Origin of the sequence: Pseudomonas sp. T8 (assembly GCF_024610635.1) — a bacterium.
Taxonomy (GTDB): domain Bacteria; phylum Pseudomonadota; class Gammaproteobacteria; order Pseudomonadales; family Pseudomonadaceae; genus Aquipseudomonas; species Aquipseudomonas chlororaphis_I.
Genome location: NZ_CP102374.1, coordinates 4,364,144 through 4,383,505, shown reverse-complemented (window position 1 = coordinate 4,383,505; position 19,362 = coordinate 4,364,144). Strand labels below are relative to the sequence as shown.

General features: G+C 65.1%; 17 protein-coding genes. 10 read left to right on the top strand and 7 right to left on the bottom strand.

Annotated features, from left to right (window positions below):
* The first annotated feature begins 20 nt into the window (after positions 1 to 20).
* Complete coding sequence (locus NRG23_RS19660; RefSeq protein ID WP_053267916.1) at positions 21 to 401, top strand: hypothetical protein; 381 nt, start codon at positions 21 to 23, stop codon at positions 399 to 401.
* Between the two features lie 130 nt (positions 402 to 531).
* On the opposite strand, the gene NRG23_RS19655 is transcribed toward NRG23_RS19660, so the two are convergent.
* A complete protein-coding gene (locus NRG23_RS19655) occupies positions 532 to 1,752 on the bottom strand; it encodes an N-acetylmuramoyl-L-alanine amidase (protein ID WP_257371804.1) in 1,221 nt (406 codons plus the stop codon).
* A gap of 130 nt (positions 1,753 to 1,882) precedes the next feature.
* Between NRG23_RS19655 and folE2 the strand changes: the two genes are divergently transcribed.
* From folE2 to thrS, 8 genes are read left to right on the top strand one after another with little or no spacing between them, the layout of a single operon-like run.
* Positions 1,883 to 2,779 carry a GTP cyclohydrolase FolE2 gene (gene folE2, locus NRG23_RS19650; RefSeq protein ID WP_038635765.1) on the top strand — a complete coding sequence of 299 codons (897 nt, stop codon included), beginning with the start codon at positions 1,883 to 1,885 and terminating at the stop codon, positions 2,777 to 2,779.
* A complete protein-coding gene (locus NRG23_RS19645) occupies positions 2,776 to 3,444 on the top strand; it encodes a metal ABC transporter ATP-binding protein (protein WP_257371803.1) in 669 nt (222 codons plus the stop codon). The genes folE2 and NRG23_RS19645 overlap by 4 nt, the downstream gene beginning before the upstream one ends.
* Entirely contained in the window at positions 3,444 to 4,310 is an 867-nt protein-coding gene (locus tag NRG23_RS19640; protein WP_257371802.1) for a metal ABC transporter permease, read from the top strand. Before NRG23_RS19645 ends, NRG23_RS19640 begins: the two co-directional genes overlap by 1 nt.
* 11 nt (positions 4,311 to 4,321) lie before the next feature.
* Positions 4,322 to 5,206: a metal ABC transporter substrate-binding protein gene (locus tag NRG23_RS19635; protein ID WP_257371801.1), complete on the top strand. Its 885-nt coding sequence runs from the start codon at positions 4,322 to 4,324 to the stop codon at positions 5,204 to 5,206.
* The gene (gene hisI / locus NRG23_RS19630; protein ID WP_009051648.1) at positions 5,203 to 5,640 is read left to right on the top strand and encodes a phosphoribosyl-AMP cyclohydrolase; all 438 of its coding nucleotides are present in this window, start codon (positions 5,203 to 5,205) and stop codon (positions 5,638 to 5,640) included. Before NRG23_RS19635 ends, hisI begins: the two co-directional genes overlap by 4 nt.
* Positions 5,637 to 6,197: a carbonate dehydratase gene (locus NRG23_RS19625; RefSeq protein WP_009051649.1), complete on the top strand. Its 561-nt coding sequence runs from the start codon at positions 5,637 to 5,639 to the stop codon at positions 6,195 to 6,197. Before hisI ends, NRG23_RS19625 begins: the two co-directional genes overlap by 4 nt.
* 2 nt (positions 6,198 to 6,199) lie before the next feature.
* Positions 6,200 to 7,537 (top strand): dihydroorotase, encoded by a 1,338-nt coding sequence (locus NRG23_RS19620; RefSeq protein ID WP_257371800.1) that lies wholly within the window; start codon positions 6,200 to 6,202, stop codon positions 7,535 to 7,537.
* A gap of 41 nt (positions 7,538 to 7,578) precedes the next feature.
* Positions 7,579 to 9,477, top strand: coding sequence for a threonine--tRNA ligase (gene thrS / locus NRG23_RS19615; protein WP_009051651.1), 1,899 nt, complete (start codon positions 7,579 to 7,581; stop codon positions 9,475 to 9,477).
* Positions 9,478 to 9,584: 107 nt separating this feature from the next.
* On the opposite strand, the gene NRG23_RS19610 is transcribed toward thrS, so the two are convergent.
* Positions 9,585 to 10,106, bottom strand: a complete 522-nt coding sequence (locus NRG23_RS19610) for a DUF3617 domain-containing protein (protein WP_025806930.1) — start codon at positions 10,104 to 10,106, stop codon at positions 9,585 to 9,587.
* A 237-nt stretch (positions 10,107 to 10,343) separates the two neighbouring features.
* Between NRG23_RS19610 and cls the strand changes: the two genes are divergently transcribed.
* Positions 10,344 to 11,783, top strand: coding sequence for a cardiolipin synthase (cls, locus tag NRG23_RS19605; RefSeq protein WP_257371799.1), 1,440 nt, complete (start codon positions 10,344 to 10,346; stop codon positions 11,781 to 11,783).
* Between the two features lies 1 nt (position 11,784).
* On the opposite strand, the gene cfaB is transcribed toward cls, so the two are convergent.
* The 5 genes from cfaB to hflK (NRG23_RS19580) all read right to left on the bottom strand — a co-directional run bounded on the left by cfaB (position 11,785) and on the right by hflK (NRG23_RS19580) (position 19,262).
* Positions 11,785 to 12,972: a C17 cyclopropane fatty acid synthase CfaB gene (gene cfaB / locus NRG23_RS19600; protein ID WP_016703983.1), complete on the bottom strand. Its 1,188-nt coding sequence runs from the start codon at positions 12,970 to 12,972 to the stop codon at positions 11,785 to 11,787.
* 326 nt (positions 12,973 to 13,298) lie between these two features.
* Entirely contained in the window at positions 13,299 to 15,203 is a 1,905-nt protein-coding gene (locus tag NRG23_RS19595; protein ID WP_110177304.1) for a cation-translocating P-type ATPase, read from the bottom strand.
* Positions 15,200 to 16,258, bottom strand: coding sequence for a protease modulator HflK (gene hflK, locus NRG23_RS19590; protein ID WP_257371774.1), 1,059 nt, complete (start codon positions 16,256 to 16,258; stop codon positions 15,200 to 15,202). The genes NRG23_RS19595 and hflK (NRG23_RS19590) overlap by 4 nt, the downstream gene beginning before the upstream one ends.
* Positions 16,255 to 17,298, bottom strand: a complete 1,044-nt coding sequence (gene hflC / locus NRG23_RS19585; protein ID WP_028683618.1) for a protease modulator HflC — start codon at positions 17,296 to 17,298, stop codon at positions 16,255 to 16,257. Before hflC ends, hflK (NRG23_RS19590) begins: the two co-directional genes overlap by 4 nt.
* Complete coding sequence (gene hflK / locus NRG23_RS19580; protein ID WP_135007067.1) at positions 17,295 to 19,262, bottom strand: protease modulator HflK; 1,968 nt, start codon at positions 19,260 to 19,262, stop codon at positions 17,295 to 17,297. Before hflK (NRG23_RS19580) ends, hflC begins: the two co-directional genes overlap by 4 nt.
* Positions 19,263 to 19,362: the final 100 nt, after the last annotated feature.

The following is a 19,362-nucleotide window of genomic DNA, read 5'->3' as shown; positions in this document are numbered from 1 at the left end:
GTCCCTTGCCGAGAACGCCGATGCGCAATGCCCTGAAATACACGCTGCTGAGCCTGTCCCTGCTGGTCGCGAACGCCGCCAACGCGCAAGTACCCAGCGCCCTGGCCACCTGCACCCGCAGCGCCAATCTGCTGGCCTGCGTGGATGCCGAAGGCAATGCCTACAGCGTCGCGGCCGCGGGCAACACTACCTATCTGCGAGGCTTCGAAGTGGCCGGCAAACGTTATTGGGCGCAGACCAACAGCCGCTACGGTCAACTGACTTTCTTTACCGGCCTGGCCTCCGATGGCGAAGCCTGGGTCGGCTACAGCCAGCGCGTCGGCTGGACCACCCGCAACCGTTTTTCCAGCTCCGGCGGTAGCAGCGGTAAGTTCACTTGCAGCCGGATCACTGGCTGCTAAGCAGAGTATTTTGTAGGAGCGAGCGGGCGGCGATCCGACTTGCCCGCGATGAACGCTTACGCGGTATAGCGGATACACCGCAGCGTCTTCATCGCACGCAAGCTGTGCTCCTACAGAAGCCTGGGCGGTGTCAAACCTGGGCTTTTTTCTGCTCCTGCAACCAGGCCATGTAGCTGTTCACCGGCGGGTTCTTCTGGAAGTAGCTCTGCAAGCCCGCGAACAACCCATCGGCAATCGCCTGCTGGTGCCGCGCGGTCACCAGGCGCTGGCTGTCGCGGCTGTTGGAGATGAAGCCGGTCTCCACCAGGATCGAAGGCACGTCGGGGGACTTGAGCACCGCGAAACCGGCCTGTTCCACGCGCTTCTGATGCAGGGTGGTGATGCCCGCCAGGCTGCCCAGCACGGTGCTGCCCAACTGCAGGCTGGCGGCGATGGTCGCGTTCATCGACATGTCGAGAATCACCCCGGCGAGCATCGGATCCTTGTCTTTCAGATTGAGCAGGCTGGTGGCGCCCAGCAGGTCGGCGCCGTTCTCCCGCTGCGCCATGAAGCGCGCGGTGGCCGAGGTCGCGCCACCTTCCGACAGTGCATACACCGAGGCCCCGGACGCCGTCAGGCGCGGCGCCGCATCGGCGTGCACCGAGATAAACATGTCGGCCTTGTGCTTGCGGGCGATCTCCACCCGCTTGCGCAGCGGCACGAAGAAATCGTCGTTGCGCACCAGCTTCACATCGAAGCCCTTCTCCCGCTTCAGCCGCTTGGCCAGCAGCTGGGCGATCGCCAGCACCACATCCTTCTCCCGTTCGCCCCGGGCGCCGACCGCCCCCGGGTCCTTGCCGCCATGGCCCGGGTCAACCACGACGATGATGTCGCGCTTGGGATGCGCCCGGTCCGTCGGTGTTTCACGCGACAAAGCCGGGGCGGCGACCGCCGCAATCTGCTGTGGAACATGGCTGGCGTTGCTCAGGTCGAGCACCAGACGGTGACCCTGGCCGTCCTGGGGCGGCAGCAAAAAGCTGTCGAGCCGCAGCGGTTCGGCCAGGTCGAGAACGATCCGCGTATCGCCCTGGCCAAAGTGCCCGGAACGGATCGAGCGAATCGGCGTGTTGGCCAGGGCCAGCTGGCTGAAATCCCCGCTGAGCTGCGCGCCGCTGAGGTCGATGATCAGGCGTTCCGGCGCGCGGAGCGTGAAGGTCTTGTACTGCACCGGCCCACTCAGATCGAGCACCAGGCGCAGCTTGTCGGCCGAATTCCATAACCGCAGGTTGCGGATCTGGGTGGCGGACACCCCCAAAGGCAGAACCAAGGCCGCGCTGGCCAACAGCAGGTTGAGCAACTGACGTCTGTGCATGACTTACACCGCAGATTGAGGAGCATCCAGGCTCGATAAGGCTTGGTGAAAAAACGTTCAGGAAAAAGGTTTCATCGACCGCATTGTTATAATATAACATGGCAAATTGTTTCCAACGATGGACCTGCTCATGAATGCGCTGACTCTGCCGGATATCGCCGCGCAGGCCGCACGCCAGGCCCTGCCCCTTGAGTGGGTGGGCATGTGTGGCATTGCCTTACCTGTGTTGTTTGATGGCCAGCGGATTGGCGCAAAAGCGGATGCCGGCGTCAGCCTCGACGATGGCGAAGCACGCGGCATTCATATGTCGCGCCTGTATCTGGCGCTGGAAATGCTCGAACAGGAAAACCTCACCCCGGGCCTGATGCGCCAGGTACTGCAACGTTTTCTCGACAGCCACGACGGTCTGTCCAGCAGCGCCTACCTGCGAATTCATGCCGATCTGCTGCTGAAACGCCCGGCCTTGATCAGCCCGTTGGCCGGCTGGAAAACCTATCCGGTGAGCATCGAAGCGCATCTGAAAAACGCAATGTTCCACGTGGAACTAAAAATCGAGGTGCCTTATTCCTCCACCTGCCCTTGTTCCGCCGCGCTTTCCAGGCAGCTGATTCAGCAGCAATTCATCGATGACTTCGCCAACCGGCAGCTGCAACACGAAGACATCCTGGCCTGGCTCGGTTCTTCGAAAGGCATAGTCGCCACGCCCCACAGTCAGCGCAGCAGTGCGCAATTGCAGCTGCGCCTGGACGACTTTCTCGATGAGTTGCCGCTGATGGCAGCGATCAACGACGCCGAAGCCGCCCTCGGTACCGCCGTGCAAACCGCGGTGAAACGCGCCGACGAACAAGCCTTCGCCCTGGCCAACGGGCAGAACCTGATGTTCTGCGAAGACGCCGCGCGCCGCCTGAACCTCGCCTTGCAACGCTCGCCCGGCATCCGCGCCTTCCAGGTGCGCGTGGTTCACGCCGAAAGCCTGCACGCCCACGACGCCGTAGCGGAAAGCCGCTGGAACTGGGAGGCCGCATGATCGACCTGCAATCGCTGCGTTGGGGCACGCCCGGCCAACCGCTGACGCCAGCGCTCGACCTCGAGCTGAAACCCGGCAGCCTGACCGCCATCATCGGTGCCAACGGCTCGGGCAAAAGCAGCCTGCTAAAGGTCATCGCCGGCCTGCAAAAACCCTTGGCCGGGAAAGTCAGGTTGCAGGTTCCCCGCCGTGGTGGCCTGTCCTTTCTGCCGCAGCAGCAATACCTCGACCGGCAGTTCCCCATCACTCTGCAAGAGCTGGTAGCCGCCGGCTTCTGGGGCGATCGGCAAAGCTCGCAACAGCGTGCCGAACGCCTGCAGCGGGTGCTCGAAGACTGGTGCCTGAGCGGCCTGGAACAACGCCCGCTGATGGCCCTGTCCGGTGGCGAATTGCAACGCGCCCTGCTCGCCCGCCTGAGCCTCGCCGATGCCCCGCTGTTGCTGCTGGACGAACCCCACGCCGCCCTGGACGAACTGGGCCAGGCCCTGTTGTGGAAACACATCCACAGCTGGCAGCAGCAAGGCCGCACGCAAATCGTGGTCTGCCATGACCTCGCTGCCGTGCGTCAACACATCCCCCAGACCCTGGTGATCAAAGCCAGCGGTTGCCTGTTCGGCAGCAGCGAGGAACTGATCGTCCAGCCCCTGCGGATGCAGGTGGCCTGATGCTCGCCGCTGCCCAGCTCTGGCAACCCTTCCACGAATTCATGTTCATGCGCCGGGCGTTGCTCGGCGGCCTGGTGCTGGCGTGCAGCACCGCGCCGCTGGGGGTGTTTCTGATCCTGCGGCGCATGAGCCTGATCGGCGACGCCGTGGCCCATGGCATCCTCCCCGGCGCGGCGCTGGGCTTCTGGTTCGCCGGGTTGAGCCTGCCGGCGCTGACCTTCGGCGGCCTCGGTGCCGGCCTGGGCATGGCCGGCCTGGCCGCCTGGATTACCCGGCGCACCGGCCTGCGCGAAGACGCCAGCCTGGCCGCGATCTACCCGATTTCCCTGGCCAGCGGCGTGCTGATTCTCGGCCTCGCCGGCAAGCGCCTGGACCTGCTGCACCTGTTGTTCGGCTCGGCCCTGGCGGTGGATGGGCCGACCCTCGACGGCATGCTCTGGGTCTCCGGGTTCAGCCTGGTGGCCATGGCGCTGATCTACAAAGCGTTGCTGCTGGACACCCTCGACCCGCTGTTCCTCAACAGCGTCAGCCGCCTCGGCCCCCTCGCCCACGGCCTGTTCCTGACCCTGGTGGTGCTGAACCTGGTGATCGGTTTCCAGGCCATCGGTGCCTTGATGGTGGTCGGCCTGATGATGCTGCCGGCCGCCGCCTCGCGCTTCTGGAGTCGTCGCCTGCCGGTACTGATCGGCATCGCCGCCCTGCTCGGCTGCCTCTCGGTATGGCTCGGCCTGTTGCTGTCGTTCCACTACTCGCTGCCCAGCGGCCCGGCCATCGTCCTGGCGGCTGGCGGCCTGTACCTGCTGTCCGTGGTGTTCGGTCCGGTGCACGGTCTGCTGCGCCGCCCGCCTTTGCTCACATCCCCATGAGGTGTTCCCCGATGCGCGCTCTACTCGTGCTCTTCAGTCTGTTGCTGCCGTTGTCGCTGTCGTCCGCCCAGGCCGCGGACAAACTCGCTGTGGTCACCAGCTTCAGCATCCTCGCCGACATCACCCGACAGGTCGGCGGCGAGCACATCCAGATCACCGACATGGTCGGTCCGGACGCCGACGCCCATACCTACGAACCGACGCCGGACGATGCCAAGGCCCTGCTCAAGGCCCGGCTGATCATCAAGAACGGCCTGGGTTTCGAGCCCTGGCTGGATCGCCTGGTGGCCAGTACCGCCACCCGGGCTCCGGTGATCACCGCCAGTCGCGGGGTGATCCCACGTTCGCTGGATGAGGACGGCGAGACCATCCCCGACCCTCACGCCTGGCACAACCTGGCGAACGCCGAGCTCTATGTGAGCAACATCACCAAGGCGCTGGTGGCCGCCGACCCGGCGAACAAGGCCGACTACGAACGCAACAGCCAGGCTTACCTGAAACGGATCTACGCGCTGCTGGCCGAGGCCAAGGCCAAGTTCGGCGCGCTGCCGCCGGGCAACCGCAAGATCGTCACCTCCCACGACGCCTTCGGTTACCTGGGGCAGGCCTACGGCATCGACTTCATGGCCCCGCAGGGTCTGTCCACCGAGCGCGAACCCTCGGCCGCCGAAGTCGCCGCGCTGATCACCCAGATCCGCAACGCCAAGGTCAAGGCGGTGTTCATGGAGAACATCAAGGACGCACGCCTGCTCAAGCAGATCGCCGACGAAAGCGGCGCCCAGATCGGCGGCACCCTGTACTCCGACGCCCTCGCCGCCAAGGGGCCGGCCAGCACGTTCACCGGGTTGTTCGAATACAACCTGAACACCCTGTACGACGCCCTGAGCCAGCCATGAACAAGCGCCCTCCACTGTCGATGCTCGACCTGGAAAGCGCGCCCCTGGGCAGCCGTTGGCCGCTCACCAGCGTGCTCGATGCCCTGCCATGGAATGCCGACGGCCTGATCGCCGCCATCGCCCAGCAGCACGACAGCGGCGAGGTGCTGATGCTGGCCTGGATGAACCGCAGGGCGCTGGCCGAGACCCTGGCCAGCGGGCAGGTCTGCTACTGGTCGCGTTCGCGCCAGCAACTGTGGCGCAAGGGTGAAAGCTCGGGGCATCGCCAGCGCCTGCTCGAGGCACGCCTGGACTGCGACGGCGACGCCGTCCTGCTGCTGGTGGATCAGCAAGGCCCGGCCTGCCACACCGGGCGCCCCAACTGTTTCTACAACGCCATTCGCGACGGCGCGGTGCAGGTCATCAGCGCACCGCTACAGGAAACCCCAGCATGATTCGCAAAAACCCTTCCGGCGATCTGCCGGTCATCGCCGAGTCGGCCTACGTCGACAAGACCGCCATCATCTGCGGCAAGGTGGTGATCGGCGAGAACGTCTTCGTCGGCCCCTACGCGGTGATCCGCGCCGACGAAGTCAACGAACATGGCGCCATGGACCCGATCATCATCGGCGCCAATTCGAACATCCAGGACGGCGTGGTGATCCACTCCAAATCCGGCGCGGCGGTGACCATCGGCGAGTTCACCTCCATCGCCCACCGCTCCATCGTCCATGGCCCGTGCACGGTCGGCGACCGGGTATTCATCGGCTTCAACAGCGTGCTGTTCAACTGCGCGGTCGGCAACGGCAGCGTGGTGCGGCACAACTCGGTGGTCGATGGCCGCGACCTGCCGCAAGGCTTCTACGTGCCCTCCACCACCCGCATCGGGCCCAATACCGACCTCTCGCAGTTCCCGCCGGTTAGCGTCAGCGCCTCGGAGTTTTCCGAAGACGTGGCGCGCACCAACGTCGATCTGGTGCGCGGTTACAAAGCCCTGCAGAACGAGTTCTGAACATGAGCAGCGTGCTGATTCGCAACGCCCGGCTGGTCAATGAAGGACGTGAGTTCGACGCCGACCTGCTGGTGGACCATGGGCGCATCGTGAAGATCGCCAGCAGCATCGAAGGCGAGAATGCCCGCACCGAGATCGATGCCCAGGGCCAGTGGCTGGTGCCGGGCATGATCGACGACCAGGTGCATTTCCGCGATCCCGGCGCGCCGGAGAAAGGCAGCTTCTACAGCGAGTCGCGGGCGGCCGTGGCGGGTGGCATCACCAGCTTCATGGACATGCCCAACACCCAGCCCGCGACCCTGACCCTGGCCGCGCTGGAGGACAAGAAACGCCGCGCGGCCATCAATTCAGTGGCGAACTTTGGCTTTCACTTCGGCGTCAGCCGCGACAACCTCGACACAGTCGCGGCCCTCGACCCGTGCCTGGTGGCCGGGGTCAAAGTGTTCATGGGCGCCTCCACCGGCAACATGCTGGTGGACGATCCGCAGGTCCTGGAGCGCTTGTTCGCCGAGGTGCCGACCCTTCTCCTGGCGCACTGCGAACACACGCCCAGCATCCAGGCCAACGAGCGGCGCATGCAGGAGCGTTTCGGCGAAGCGATTCCCGCCGTGGCCCACTCCCTGATCCGCGATGCCGAAGCCTGCTACCGCTCCTCGTCGCTGGCCGTGGACCTGGCCGGGCGGCATGGCACTCGCCTGCATGTCTTGCACCTGACTACCGCACGCGAACTTGCACTGTTCGAAGACAAGCCGCTGGCGCAAAAGCGCATCACCGCCGAAGTCTGCCTGCACCATCTGCTGTTCGATGACCGTGACTACGCGCGCCTCGGGCACCTGATCAAATGCAATCCGGCGATCAAGACCCGCGCCGATCGCGACGCCCTGCGCCAGGCTCTGCTCGGTAACCGCCTGGATGTGATCGGCAGCGATCACGCGCCGCATACCTGGGCGCAGAAACAACTGCCCTACCGCCAGGCACCTGCCGGGCTGCCGCTGGTGCAACACGCCCTGCCCGCCCTGCTGGAACTGGTGGCCGACGGCGTGCTGCCCATCACCACCCTGGTGGCGAAAACCAGCCACCGGGTCGCCGACCTGTTCGCCATTCCCGACCGTGGCCACCTGCGCGAGGGTTACTGGGCCGACCTGGTGCTGATCAGGCCCGAACCCGAGGGCATCGCCGTGGCCCAGCAGCCGATCCTCGCCCAATGCGGCTGGACGCCCTTCGCCGAACGGCATTTCCGGCACAGCGTTGCTACCACCCTGGTGTCGGGGCAACTGGCCTGGCACGCCGGGCGCCTGTACGACAACTGCCAGGGTTTGCCGCTGCGTTTTACCCGCTGAGCCCTTTCCCCGAATCCCCCTGAAACACCAAGGAACACCCGATGATTCACATCACCCTGCCCGACGGCTCGCAACGCGAGTACGACCAGCCGCTTTCCGTGTACGAGGTGGCCGCGAGCATCGGCCTCGGCCTGGCCAGGGCGGCCGTCGCCGGCCGGGTGAACGATCAACTGGTGGATTGCTCCTTTGTGCTCGAAGGCGATGCCCGGGTCAGCATCGTCACCGCCCGCGAGCCCGAAGGCCTGGAGATCCTGCGCCACTCCTGCGCGCATCTGCTGGCCATGGCGGTGAAGGAGTTGTACCCCTCGGCCCAGGTCACCATCGGCCCGGTGATCGAGGACGGCTTCTTTTACGACTTCGCCTACGAACGGCCCTTCACCCCCGACGACCTGGAGCGCATCGAAGCGCGCATGACCCGGCTGGCCGCGACCAACCATGCGGTGCGCCGACGCGAGCTGTCCCGTGACGACGCCCTGGAATACTTCGGCAACCTCGGCGAGCACTACAAGGCCGAACTGATCCGCGACATCCCGCAAGACCAGGTCCTGTCGCTGTACCGCCAGGGCGATTTCGAAGACCTGTGCCGGGGCCCACACGTGCCGTTCACTGGAATCTTGCAGGCGTTCAAGCTGACCAAGGTGGCCGGCGCCTACTGGCGCGGCGATGCCAAGAACGCGCCGCTGCAACGGATCTACGGCACTTGCTGGGCTACGCCGAAAGACCTCAAGGATTACCTGACCCGCCTGGAAGAAGCCGGCAAGCGCGACCACCGCAAGCTTGGGCAGCAACTGGACCTGTTCCATTTCGACGACTGCGCGCCGGGCTCGGTGTTCTGGCACGCCAAGGGCTGGACCCTGTTCCAGCAACTGATCGGCTACATGCGCCAGCGCCAGGATCAGGCCGGTTATCAGGAAGTGAATACCCCGGACGTGATGGACCGCAGCCTCTGGGAAACCTCCGGGCACTGGCAGAACTATCGCGACCACATGTTCAGCACCACCACCGAGGACCAGCGGGTGTTCGCCCTCAAGCCGATGAACTGCCCCGGCGCGGTGTCGATCTTCAGCCGTGGCCTGAAAAGCTACCGCGACCTGCCGCTGCGCATCGCCGAGTTCGGCAAGGTGCATCGCTACGAACCCTCCGGTGCGTTGCACGGGTTGCTGCGGGTGCGCCACTTCACCCAGGACGACGCACACATCTTCTGCACCCCGGCGCAAATGCAGGCGGAATGCGAGAGCACCATCGCCCTGGTGTTCGACATCTATCGCGACTTCGGCTTCCACGAGGTCGCGGTCAAGCTCTCCACCCGGCCAGCCCATCGCATCGGCAGCGACGCAGTGTGGGACCAGCTGGAAGGTGCCTTGTCCGGCGCCCTGGAAACCATGGCGATCGACTACCGGATCAACCCCGGCGAAGGCGCGTTCTACGGCCCGAAACTGGAGTTCGTGCTACGCGATGCCATCGGCCGCGATTGGCAATGCGGCACCCTGCAGGTCGACCTCAACCTGCCGGAACGTTTCGATATCAGCTACATCGACGAGCACGGCGAACGCCAGCGCCCGGTGATGCTGCATCGCGCGCTGTTCGGTTCCCTGGAACGTTTTATCGGCATCCTCATCGAGCATTACAGCGGCGCCCTGCCGTGCTGGCTGGCGCCACGGCAGGCGGTGGTGATCACCATCAGCGAAGGCCAGGCGGACTACGCCCGCTCGGTGGCCGACACCCTGCAGCGCCAGGGTTTGCGGATCGGCGCCGACCTGCGCAACGAGAAGATCAGCTACAAGATCCGCGAACACAGCCTGCAAAAGGTGCCGTACCTGCTGGTGGTGGGCGACAAGGAAAAGGATGGGGGATTTGTCAGTTTGCGCAGCCGCCATGGCGAGGATCTGGGGCGGTGGGCCGTGAGCGAGGTGGCCGAGCGGATGCGCTCGGCGTTGTAGCGACAGCGCCTGGGCGGACGCTATCGCGGGCAAGCTCCGCTCCTACAGAACTGCGGGCGTTCATGAAAGGTATGAACGCCCGCAGATCCGACTTGCCCGCGATGCTTTTAAGCCCTTGGTTTAACAGTCCCGCAATCCTGCCCCAGCCATACCGCGCGGGTGTCCATGCTGCCCTTCTGCTGGAAGCCGGTGGCATTGAAGGTGCCGCTGACGTTGGTGGTGAACTCGCGATCGCTGAGGAATTTCGCCACGCCCGAGCCCTGGGCTTTCGGGCAGCTGAAGCGGAATTTCCACTGGTTGGAAGTACGGTCGGTGACCTCCTGGCGGCAGCCAGATTGCGGGTCTTGCAGCGGAATGGTGTCGGACTTCACCTGCTCCGGCGTCAGGCACACGCGGATGCCCTTGCCGCCCATGGTCACGCCCTGCTTCTCCAGCTGTGCCCGTTGCTCGGGGGTCAGCTGTTGTTGTAACTGGCCGAGAATCAACGACAGATCCGGCAGGCTCTGGTCATCGACTTTCATGTTGCTGGTGGTCAGTTCCCACAGGCCCGGTTGCAGCATCTGGGCCTGCGCGGCCAACGGAAGCGAGACAACGGCAGCCATGGCCAAACCCAGTAGACGAAGCTTCATCGAATGACTCCTAGACAGTAGTGGCCCGTTAGACGCCAAAAATGCAGCGGCGTTGCATGGCGAATTAATTAGCGACAATCGCTGTGGAACATGGTCTGTTAAGGTCTGCATGAAAAGTCGGCGAGCGAAGGTCGAGCCTGTTTTCGCACCAGGCCTGCGTAGCGTCGACAGCGCCCAGCGCGCAGCCACTTTTCGTACAGCCCCTAGGCATTGAATCTTCAGGAGCAAGGCTGCCCCATGGATTATTTTGGCCCGCACATCTTTGGCTATCTGATTGCCACCCTGCACATTCTCGGCCTGATCGCCGCCATCCACGCCGTGTTGACCGTCAGGACCGCCCAAGGCTCCATCGCCTGGGCCCTGTCGCTGCTGTTCATGCCGTACCTGACCCTGATTCCCTATCTGGTATTCGGCCGCAGCACCTTCGATGCCTATATCAAGGCCCGGCGCCAGGCCAACCTGGAGATGCGCAAGGCGATCAACGAGCTGAACTGGCGCCCCTGGGTCGAGGAGGCCCTGAGTGCCCGCGCCTCGGCCGCCTACACCTCGCTGCGGGCCATGCCCAAGCTGGGACGCATGCCCTGCCTGGCCAGCAACCATGTACAACTGCTGGTCAACGGCGATGCCACCTTCGCCGCGATTTTCCAGGCCATCGAACGCGCCCGCACGGCAGTGCTGATCCAGTTCTTCATCATCCACGACGACGACCTTGGCCGACGCCTGCAAAAGCTGCTGCTGAAAAAGGCTAGCGAAGGCGTGGCGATCCACCTGCTCTACGACCGCATCGGCAGCCATTCCCTACCCCACTCCTATGTGCAACCACTGCGCGATGCCGGCATCCAGGTACATGCCTTCGCCACCCGCAGCGGCTGGCTCAATCGCTTCCAGATCAACTTCCGCAACCACCGCAAGATTGTGGTGGTGGATGGCCTGCTGGGGTTTGTCGGCGGGCATAACGTCGGCGACGAATACCTGGGGAAAAAACCGCCATTGGCGCCCTGGCGCGACACTCATGTTTCGGTCAGCGGCCCGGTGGTGGCCTGCCTGCAGGAATCCTTCGCCGAAGACTGGTTCTGGGCCTCGCGGCAACTGCCGCCGCTGATCCTGCCGGACACTTACCCCGACGACGGCGTGCTGTGCCAGGTGCTGGCCAGCGGCCCGGCGGACCCTTACGAAACCTGCTCGCTGTTCTTCGTCGAAGCCATCCACGCGGCGACCGAACGGATCTGGATCACCAGCCCCTATTTCGTCCCCGACGAAGCAGTGTTTTCCGCCCTGCGCCTGGCCGTCCTGCGCGGGGTGGACGTGCGGATCCTGCTGCCGTCGCGCGCGGACCATCGGATCGTCTACGCCGCGTCCAGCCTGTACGCCTTCGAAGCGGTACGCGCCGGGGTGCGGGTGTTCCGTTATCAGCCGGGTTTCCTGCACCAGAAAGTGGTGCTGATCGACAGCGAAATCAGCGCGATCGGCAGCGCCAACCTGGACAACCGCTCGTTCCGTCTGAATTTCGAGGTGATGTTGCTGACCGTGGACGAAGCCTTCGCCAGGGAGGTGGAACAGATGCTCAACCTCGACTTCGAGCACTCGCGCGAAATCGCCAAAGAAGAAAGCCGGGAAACCCACCGCCTGCAACAGCTTGGCATGCGGGTAGCCCGGCTTATTTCACCGATTCTTTAACTCACGAGTAATACAAGTCGTCGCGAGTCCAGGGCAGTTCATGACTGCCATCGGCGTGAGCCTTGACCGCGAGAATCTGGTGCAGGTTGATCCAGCCGCGGGCGAAGGCATAGGCGCAGCCGGCCAGGTACAGGCGCCAGATGCGCAGGACCTGTTCCGGCACCAGCCGGGAGGCGGCTTCCAGGTTGTCTTCCAGGCGCTCGCTCCAGTGGTCCAGGGTGCGGGCGTAATGCAGGCGCAGGCTTTCCACGTCGACGATCTCCAGCCCCGCTTCGCTGATCTCGGCCGAGATCATCGCCAGGTGCGGCAGCTCGCCGTTGGGGAACACGTACTTCTCGATGAAGTCGCCGGCCCCACGGCCCACAGGACGTCCATCGGTGTGCTTGGCGGTGATCCCGTGGTTCATCACCAGCCCGCCTTCGCGCACCGCGCCGAACAGCGTCTTGCAGTACTGCGCCAGGTTGGCGTGGCCCACGTGCTCGAACATGCCGACACTCACCACCTTGTCGAAGCGGCCGTCCTGGGGCAGGTCGCGGTAGTCCAGCAGTTGCAGTTCCACCTGGTCCTGCAAGCCTTCGGCGATCACCCGCTCCTTGGCCAGTGCCAGTTGTTCCTTGCTCAGGGTGATACCGAATACCTTGGCCCCGAATTCCCGCGCCGCGTAACGCGCCAGCCCGCCCCAGCCACAACCGACGTCCAGCAGGTACTCGCCGGGCTGCAAGCGCAACTTGCGGCACAGGTGGCGGAATTTGGCTTGCTGGGCCTGTTCCAGGCTTTCACTGCCGGTCTCGAAATAGGCACAGGAATAGGCCATGTCGCTGTCGAGCCACAGCTGGTAGAACTCGTTGGAAAGGTCGTAGTGGTAAGAGATAGCGGCCGCGTCGGTGGCCTTGTCGTGCAGGGAGCGTACCGGCAGCACTTGTTCATCGCCGTCCAGCAGCGCCTGGGTCAGCTCATCGCAAACCCGGATGACTTCGCTGATCGAGCCTTCCAGTTCAAGTTTGCCCTCGACGAACGCCGCCCCCAGCGCGTCGAGAGTGGGATGGGTGAGCTGGGTGACCAGTTGCGGGTCCTTGACCACAATGGTGACGCTGGGCGCCGGCCCCAGGTTGAATTCATGGCCGTCCCAGAGCCGCAGGCGTAGCGGTAGTTGCAGATTCTGTAAGGCCGGTGGAAGTTGCGCGAGCATGGATTATCCCCCTTGTTTCAGACGTCTGAGTGAGGTTAGACCATACTGAAAAAATAGCAGGCTATCGATCTGATAGCTGAAATTCATCAGTGCCGGCATTGCAACAATCCCTGGTGAACAGCCAGCCGACCGTCCCGGGGGCTGGGCCCTCTTCACAGATGACCGCCAGGCGGGCCCACAGTTCGACCTGGTTTCAAGTCTAGCTGCAGACGCTCATGCCCGCGCTTCATACCCTGGCCCTCCTCTCTATATATAGAAGCAGCCGGTCGCGGCTCGAGGGGCAACAGCCACAAGCGGCGCTCCCTCAGCGCCGCCATTTTCCGCCTCTACAACTTGAGCAACGGCTCCTGGAAACGCAACAAACGCCCGGCGTTGCCCAGCACCAGCAAGGTGCTGAGGTTATGCAGCACCGCCGCAATCATCGCCCCCGCCGCGCCGAGCCAGCCGAACGCGGCGAAGGCGACGATGGCCAGGGTCCAGCCCAGGCCGATGATCACATTGACTTGCAGGGTCTGGCGGCACTGGCGGCTCAGGCGCACACAGGTGCCGAGGCGCCGCAGGTCGCTGCCGATCAGCACGATATCGGCCGAGGCCAGGGCGATGTCCGCTCCGCCTGCGCCCATGGCCACGCCGACCACGCCAGCCTTGAGCGCCAGGGAATCGTTGATCCCGTCGCCCACCACCATCGGCCGGAAACCGCTGTCGATTTCCCCCAGCACGCGTTTGAGTTTGTCTTCCGGCAGCGCCTGGGCTTCGACATCGCCGATGCCAACATCCCGCGCCAGGCTGTCGGCGACACTCTGGCGGTCACCGGTCAGCAACAGCTGGCGGCCCAGCCCCAGTTCACGCAGTTCGTCGAGGGCAAAACGCGCCTCCGGCTTGACGCTGTCGGCCAGCAATAGCCAGGCGAGAAATTCGCCGTTCAACGCCAGCCCGGCAATCGGTCCGTCATGTTCCGGTACCGCGGTGGTGGCGATGCCGAGTTGACTGAACAACTCGGGACGCCCCAGGGCCGCTTCGCCCTGCTCGGTCTGCGCCACCACGCCGAGGCCCTGGCGCTCGTGAATATCCGACAACACCAGGAAATGCTCCTGGGCCACCAACCCGGCCAGCGCGCGGCTGACCGGGTGGCTGCTGGCCGAACCGAGGCTGGCCGCGAGGTTCAACAAGGCCTGGCGATCTTCCCGCGGGCTGTCGATGGATTGCAGGCGCAAGGTGCCAAACGTCAGGGTGCCGGTCTTGTCCACCACCAGCGAGGTCAGGTCCGCCAGCTCCTCGAGGAACGCCGAGCTGCGAATCAGGATGCCATGACGCGCTGCCACGGCGATCCCGGCAATCGCCGTGGCCGGCGCGGACAGCACCAGGGCGCAGGGACAGGCCGCCACCAGCACCGCGAGCATCGCCTGGGCATCGTTGGTGATGAACCAGGTCACCGCTGCCAGCAGCAACACCAGCACCATGTAGCTGCCGGCGTAACGTTCGAGCAACCGGGTGATCGGCGGCTTGGAGCGCTCGGCGCTTTGCATCAGCGCGATGACCTTGCCCAGGGTCGATTCGTGGCCAGTGCGGGTCACTTCCAGGCGCAACAGGCCGTCGAGATTGATCGCCCCGCCGAACACCTGCATACCGACATCGGCCTCCAACGGCACCGACTCGCCGGTGATCGGCGCAGTGTCAAGGCTGGCTTGCCCGGACAGCACCAGGCCGTCGGCGGGCACCCGGTCGCCGGCGCGCACCTCGACGATATCGCCGGCCTTGAGCGTGGCGTTGTCCACCTCGCCAATGCTGCCGTCGGCCTGCACCAGCCGCGCATGGCTGCGGGTCAAACGGCCCAGGGCATGAATGGCTTCCTGGGAACCGATGACGCTGCGCTCTTCCAGCACGTGGCCGAAGATCATGATGATCGGCAACAGCGCCGCGGTCAGCAGGTCGCCGGTGGCCCAGGCGCCGAGCATGGCCAGGGCGATCAACTGGTCGGTAATGCCGTGCAGGCTCGGGTAACGCAGGCTGTACCAGGCCGAACGCATCACCGGCAGCGCCACCAGCAACGAGGCAAAACCCAGCAGCAACTGGCTGACGCCGGTCTGTTCCGGGGCCAGCCAGCGCCAGACCAGGCCCAGGCCGAGCAGCCCCAAGGCCAGCATGGCCAGGGTCAGCTGGCGCGCGGCGCTGCGTTGTTCGGCGGAAGTCAGCATGCTCGCCGGCGCGGCGGCATGGGTGTGAGCAGTCATGGTTGGGCTCCCTGAATGATCAGGCGGGAATCGTCTTTGGGATTGACCGTGGTCACCGAGCCGGCCTGACCGAGAATCTTCGGCAGGCGTTCGCGGTAGATGCGCAGGAGCATTTCCGGGTCGGTGCCATTGCGTTGCGCCTGGGCCAGGCTCTGGATGGTCGCGGTGTCGGCCTGGGCCTTGGCCAGGCGTTCACCGGCCTGGGCGTGCGCCACCTGCAAGGTACGGTCGGCCTGTTCGTTGGCGGTTTGCGTGAGCTTTTCGGCGTCGGTGCGGGCGTTGGCCACCGCCTTGTCGGCTTGCTGGCTGGCGGTCAGCACCGCGTTGAAGGCGCTGACCGCCGGCCCCGGCAAACTGGACTGGACGTCGACCCGGGTCACCTCGATGCCGATCCCCTGCCCGGTCGCCGCCAGATCCGCCAGCCGTTGGTTGATACCTTGCACCAGATCGCCACGCAACCGTTCGCGACGCTCGGCGGCCTGATTGTCGGCCCCGATCAGTTCCGGACGCGCCACCAATATCGTGTCGAGATCGCGGGCGGCGGTCAGGGCCAGGGCACTGCGGGTCACCAGCCGATCCAGCGCCGGCAACACATGTTCGCCCTGCAACACGAAGGCATAGGGCTCGGTGACCTTGTAGAACACCCGCACATCCAGCTGCACCACCCCGGCGTCGCCGGTCAGCAAATAACCGGAACCGGCCAGGGCATCGCTCAGCGGTACGGCGAAACTCGCCACCTTGTCACCCTTTAGGGCCGCATCGGAACGCAGCAGGCTTTCCACCCGGCGCTCGATCACCCGGTCCGCGGCGGGCAACAGCACCACCTGTTCGAACGGTTTCGGCCAGGCCAGCAACAATCCAGCGTTCTGAATGCGATCCAGAGCGCCGAAATGCAGGACCACCGCACGGTTCTGTGGATCGATCTGCCGCACATTGGAAAACGCCCAGGCCAGTGCCGCCAGCACGGTCACCGCATACAGGGCGAGAAACGCCAGGCGACCGGCCTGAATCCACGGGCTGCCAAGTTCATGTGTTCCACGTGGAACCAAACTCATGGTTGCGACCCGGCGGCTTTATTGCCGAGGGTCGGCGGCCCGTCCACCAGCACCCGGAACGGTGCGGCATCGGTGCGCAGAATCAGCTTGGTGCCCGGGGTCACCACCGTGCCCAAGGTGTCCAGCGAACGCAGCAGGTTGTACAGCTGCGGCGAACCGGCATAAGCGCGGCCATAAATCTCCGCCGCCTGCACCCGGGATTGCGCTTCGATATCCGCGGCCTTCACCGTGGCGTCGGCCTGGACGATGCGCGCATCGCGCTCGGCGGCGGAACGGATTTGCGCCGCTTCGCGCTTGCCGATGGCCGTGCGTTCGGTGGCGATGGTTTCACGCTCGGCGCGCATACGGTCGACGGTGGCGGTCAGGGTCACCGAGGGTAGGGTCAGGCGTTCCACGCCGACTTGCAGCACGCGCACGCCATAGGTACTCAGCAATTGCTGTTCGATCTGTTTGCGCAACTGGGCTTCGAAGTCGGCGATGCGCACCTTGCTCGCATCGGTGTTCACCAGATTGGCCAGGTCGAAACTGCTGGCGGTGGTTTCCAGGGCCGAGCCGACAAAGGTACGGATCTGCCGCGCCGCTTCGTCCGGCTGGTTCTGCACCGCGCGCATAAAGCGCTTCACGTTGTCCGGGTCGCCCTGCACCTGCCACGCCACATAGGCCTGGACGATGATGCGCAGACCGTCGCGGGTGCCGACATCCTGCAAACCGCTGGACGTGGTGCGCAGGCGCAGGTCCACTGGGATCGCCGCCTCGAACGGTGCCGGCCAGCGCCAGCCGAGGCCCGGCTCCAGCAGCACCCGCGCCGGGTTGCCAAAACGGGTGATCACCGTGGCTTCGCCGGAACGCACTTGCACCAGGCTCGCCGCAGCGACGGCGAACAGCACCAGCAACAGCGCCCAGGCCATGCGCCGCCAGGGAAAGGGCCCCGCCTCTTCCGGCGCGCCGTGGTGGTGATGGTGCCCGTGGTGGTGATGACCACCGTGGCCGTGATCGTGGCCGGCGTGATCCTGATGATCGTGGGAATGGGACTGGCTCAATGGACGGCTCCTGGCTGAGCGGTGTTACCCGGCACCGAAGGCTCGGTTGGCAAAGTGAATGTACGCAGGTCGAGGGTCGGTGCGTTGGCGCCGCCCAGGCGATGATCGAGTACCAGCAACTTGGCGTTGCGCAGGCCCTGGCTCAGCTGGCTCAAATACTGCTCCAGAACGAATGCCTGGCCGGCGCTGGCATAGGCCTTTTGCTCGGCGGAGAAACGCAGGTCGGCCGCTTGCGCCGTGGCCTGCACTTCATGGGCCGAGGCCTGGGCCTGGTCGCGGGCAATGCTGGCCTGCAACTGCGCCTGGTTGGTCTGTTCGCTGGCCGCGCCGCGCTCGCGTGAAATCAGCGCCTGGGCGCCGATCTGCGCGGCCTGGACACCGTGATAAGCATTGGCGGCGCCCGCCGGCGGGTGAATGGCTTCGACCACGGTGGCGAGAATCTCCACCCCGCTGTCGAGCTTCTCCAGGTCGGCCTGCACCGCGCGGCCGATATCCTCGGCCAGGTTGGTACGGTCTTCGCCCAACAGGCCATCGAGGGTGCGCGAGGCAAAGTCGTGGACCAGGATGCGGCTGGCGGTGCTGCGGATCAGCATCGGAATGTCGGCGCTGTTGTAGGTCGCCGCCAGCGCCGCCTGATCGCTCAGGCCGATGCGATAGACGAAGCGCACATCCATGTTGACGATCTGGAAACTCTGTTTGTCGGCACTGCCGCTGGCGATCACCTGGGACTTGTCGTTCACGTGGCTGGCGTCCCACAAGCGGTTGGCCACCAATGGCGGCGGCCCTTCGGCGGATGCCGGTTCGACTACGGTAGGCGCCTCGCCGACGCTGGTGGCCAGTTCATGCACCACGCCGTTCTCCACACTCAGCACCCGCCCCAGCGGCCAGGGCAGACCCGCGTGCAAACCCGGGCCAAAGACCGCCACCGGCTTGCCGAAACGTTCGTAGATACCTCGCCCCTGCAACGGCACTTCATGCAGGCCGGTGAGCAGCCAGCCCACCCCGAGCACCACCAGCAGTACCGGCAGGAACGCCCGGCGCATATAAGTGAAGGCCCAGATCTGCCGCAGATCGATGCCGAAGCGGTTGTGCAATTCGTGCTGCAAGGCCAGCAAAGGCTGCGGCGGCCAGCGCAACAAATCGGCAATCACGCTGTGGGCCAACATGCGCGGTTCCAGTTGCGCGCGCCGCGGGCTGAACAACGACAGCACCGCGCGCAGCAGGAACTCCAGGGCCACCAGCGCCGGCAATACCCCGATCAACACGCCCAGGCGCACCGGCCAGAGCGCCGTGTCGCTGCTGAACAACAGGCACAGCGCGGCCAGTACCAGGCTGATGATCGCCACTCGCGCCAACTGTGCCAGCGCCTCGGCTTCCGGCCATTCGCCGGGGTGTTCCTGGCTCAGCTGGCGCTCGAACACCAGCAAGCCGAAGGCCAGCAACAGCGCCAGCACCGCGCCGACATTGCCCGCCAGGCCCAGGGCCGCGGCGGACAGGCTCAGGTTCCACGCCTGCTCGATGACCAACAGCACCAGCAAGGCCCAGCCACCCAGCCACAGGGTCGGCGCGCCGATCTGCGCCAGCAGCCCGGACCAACGCTGGCTGATGCCGTCCAGCAAGCGTTCGTACCAGCCGTCATCGGGCAAGGGTTCGTCCACAACCGGCTCCGGGCTCGGCGCCACATCTGGCGCGCGCAACACACCCGCGCGCCAGGCACTGACCCAGCCCGCCGCCTGCAGGCCGCCGACCAGCACCAGCAAAGCCGCCGCCAGATTGACCAGCAACGCCGGCCACAAGGATTGCGGGGCAAACAGGTCGACGAAAAACGCCAGCACCAACCCCACCCCGGCCAGCCCCGCCAGCCCGATGCCCCAACGCTTCAGACGGCGCTCGTGAAAGGCCGCCCGCTGAAACCTCGGCAAGGCTTCGACCCCCGCCCCTTCAGTCTCAAGATCGACTTGCATACCACCCCAACGCTGGTCGTTAACCCGTTCCGGCCTGTGGATAACTCTTCGGCAGGCCGCTGTATTTGTCACAAATCGTTACGATATAACGATAGTAGTG

Bases quoted from the DNA above. Each gene is read 5' to 3' on its own strand.
- NRG23_RS19660 (WP_053267916.1), top strand. From the start codon at position 21: ATGCGCAATGCCCTGAAATACACGCTGCTGAGCCTGTCCCTGCTGGTC.
- NRG23_RS19655 (WP_257371804.1), bottom strand. From the start codon at position 1,752: ATGCACAGACGTCAGTTGCTCAACCTGCTGTTGGCCAGCGCGGCCTTG.
- folE2 (WP_038635765.1), top strand. From the start codon at position 1,883: ATGAATGCGCTGACTCTGCCGGATATCGCCGCGCAGGCCGCACGCCAG.
- NRG23_RS19645 (WP_257371803.1), top strand. From the start codon at position 2,776: ATGATCGACCTGCAATCGCTGCGTTGGGGCACGCCCGGCCAACCGCTG.
- NRG23_RS19640 (WP_257371802.1), top strand. From the start codon at position 3,444: ATGCTCGCCGCTGCCCAGCTCTGGCAACCCTTCCACGAATTCATGTTC.
- NRG23_RS19635 (WP_257371801.1), top strand. From the start codon at position 4,322: ATGCGCGCTCTACTCGTGCTCTTCAGTCTGTTGCTGCCGTTGTCGCTG.
- hisI (WP_009051648.1), top strand. From the start codon at position 5,203: ATGAACAAGCGCCCTCCACTGTCGATGCTCGACCTGGAAAGCGCGCCC.
- NRG23_RS19625 (WP_009051649.1), top strand. From the start codon at position 5,637: ATGATTCGCAAAAACCCTTCCGGCGATCTGCCGGTCATCGCCGAGTCG.
- NRG23_RS19620 (WP_257371800.1), top strand. From the start codon at position 6,200: ATGAGCAGCGTGCTGATTCGCAACGCCCGGCTGGTCAATGAAGGACGT.
- thrS (WP_009051651.1), top strand. From the start codon at position 7,579: ATGATTCACATCACCCTGCCCGACGGCTCGCAACGCGAGTACGACCAG.
- NRG23_RS19610 (WP_025806930.1), bottom strand. From the start codon at position 10,106: ATGAAGCTTCGTCTACTGGGTTTGGCCATGGCTGCCGTTGTCTCGCTT.
- cls (WP_257371799.1), top strand. From the start codon at position 10,344: ATGGATTATTTTGGCCCGCACATCTTTGGCTATCTGATTGCCACCCTG.
- cfaB (WP_016703983.1), bottom strand. From the start codon at position 12,972: ATGCTCGCGCAACTTCCACCGGCCTTACAGAATCTGCAACTACCGCTA.
- NRG23_RS19595 (WP_110177304.1), bottom strand. From the start codon at position 15,203: ATGACTGCTCACACCCATGCCGCCGCGCCGGCGAGCATGCTGACTTCC.
- hflK (WP_257371774.1), bottom strand. From the start codon at position 16,258: ATGAGTTTGGTTCCACGTGGAACACATGAACTTGGCAGCCCGTGGATT.
- hflK (WP_135007067.1), bottom strand. From the start codon at position 19,262: ATGCAAGTCGATCTTGAGACTGAAGGGGCGGGGGTCGAAGCCTTGCCG.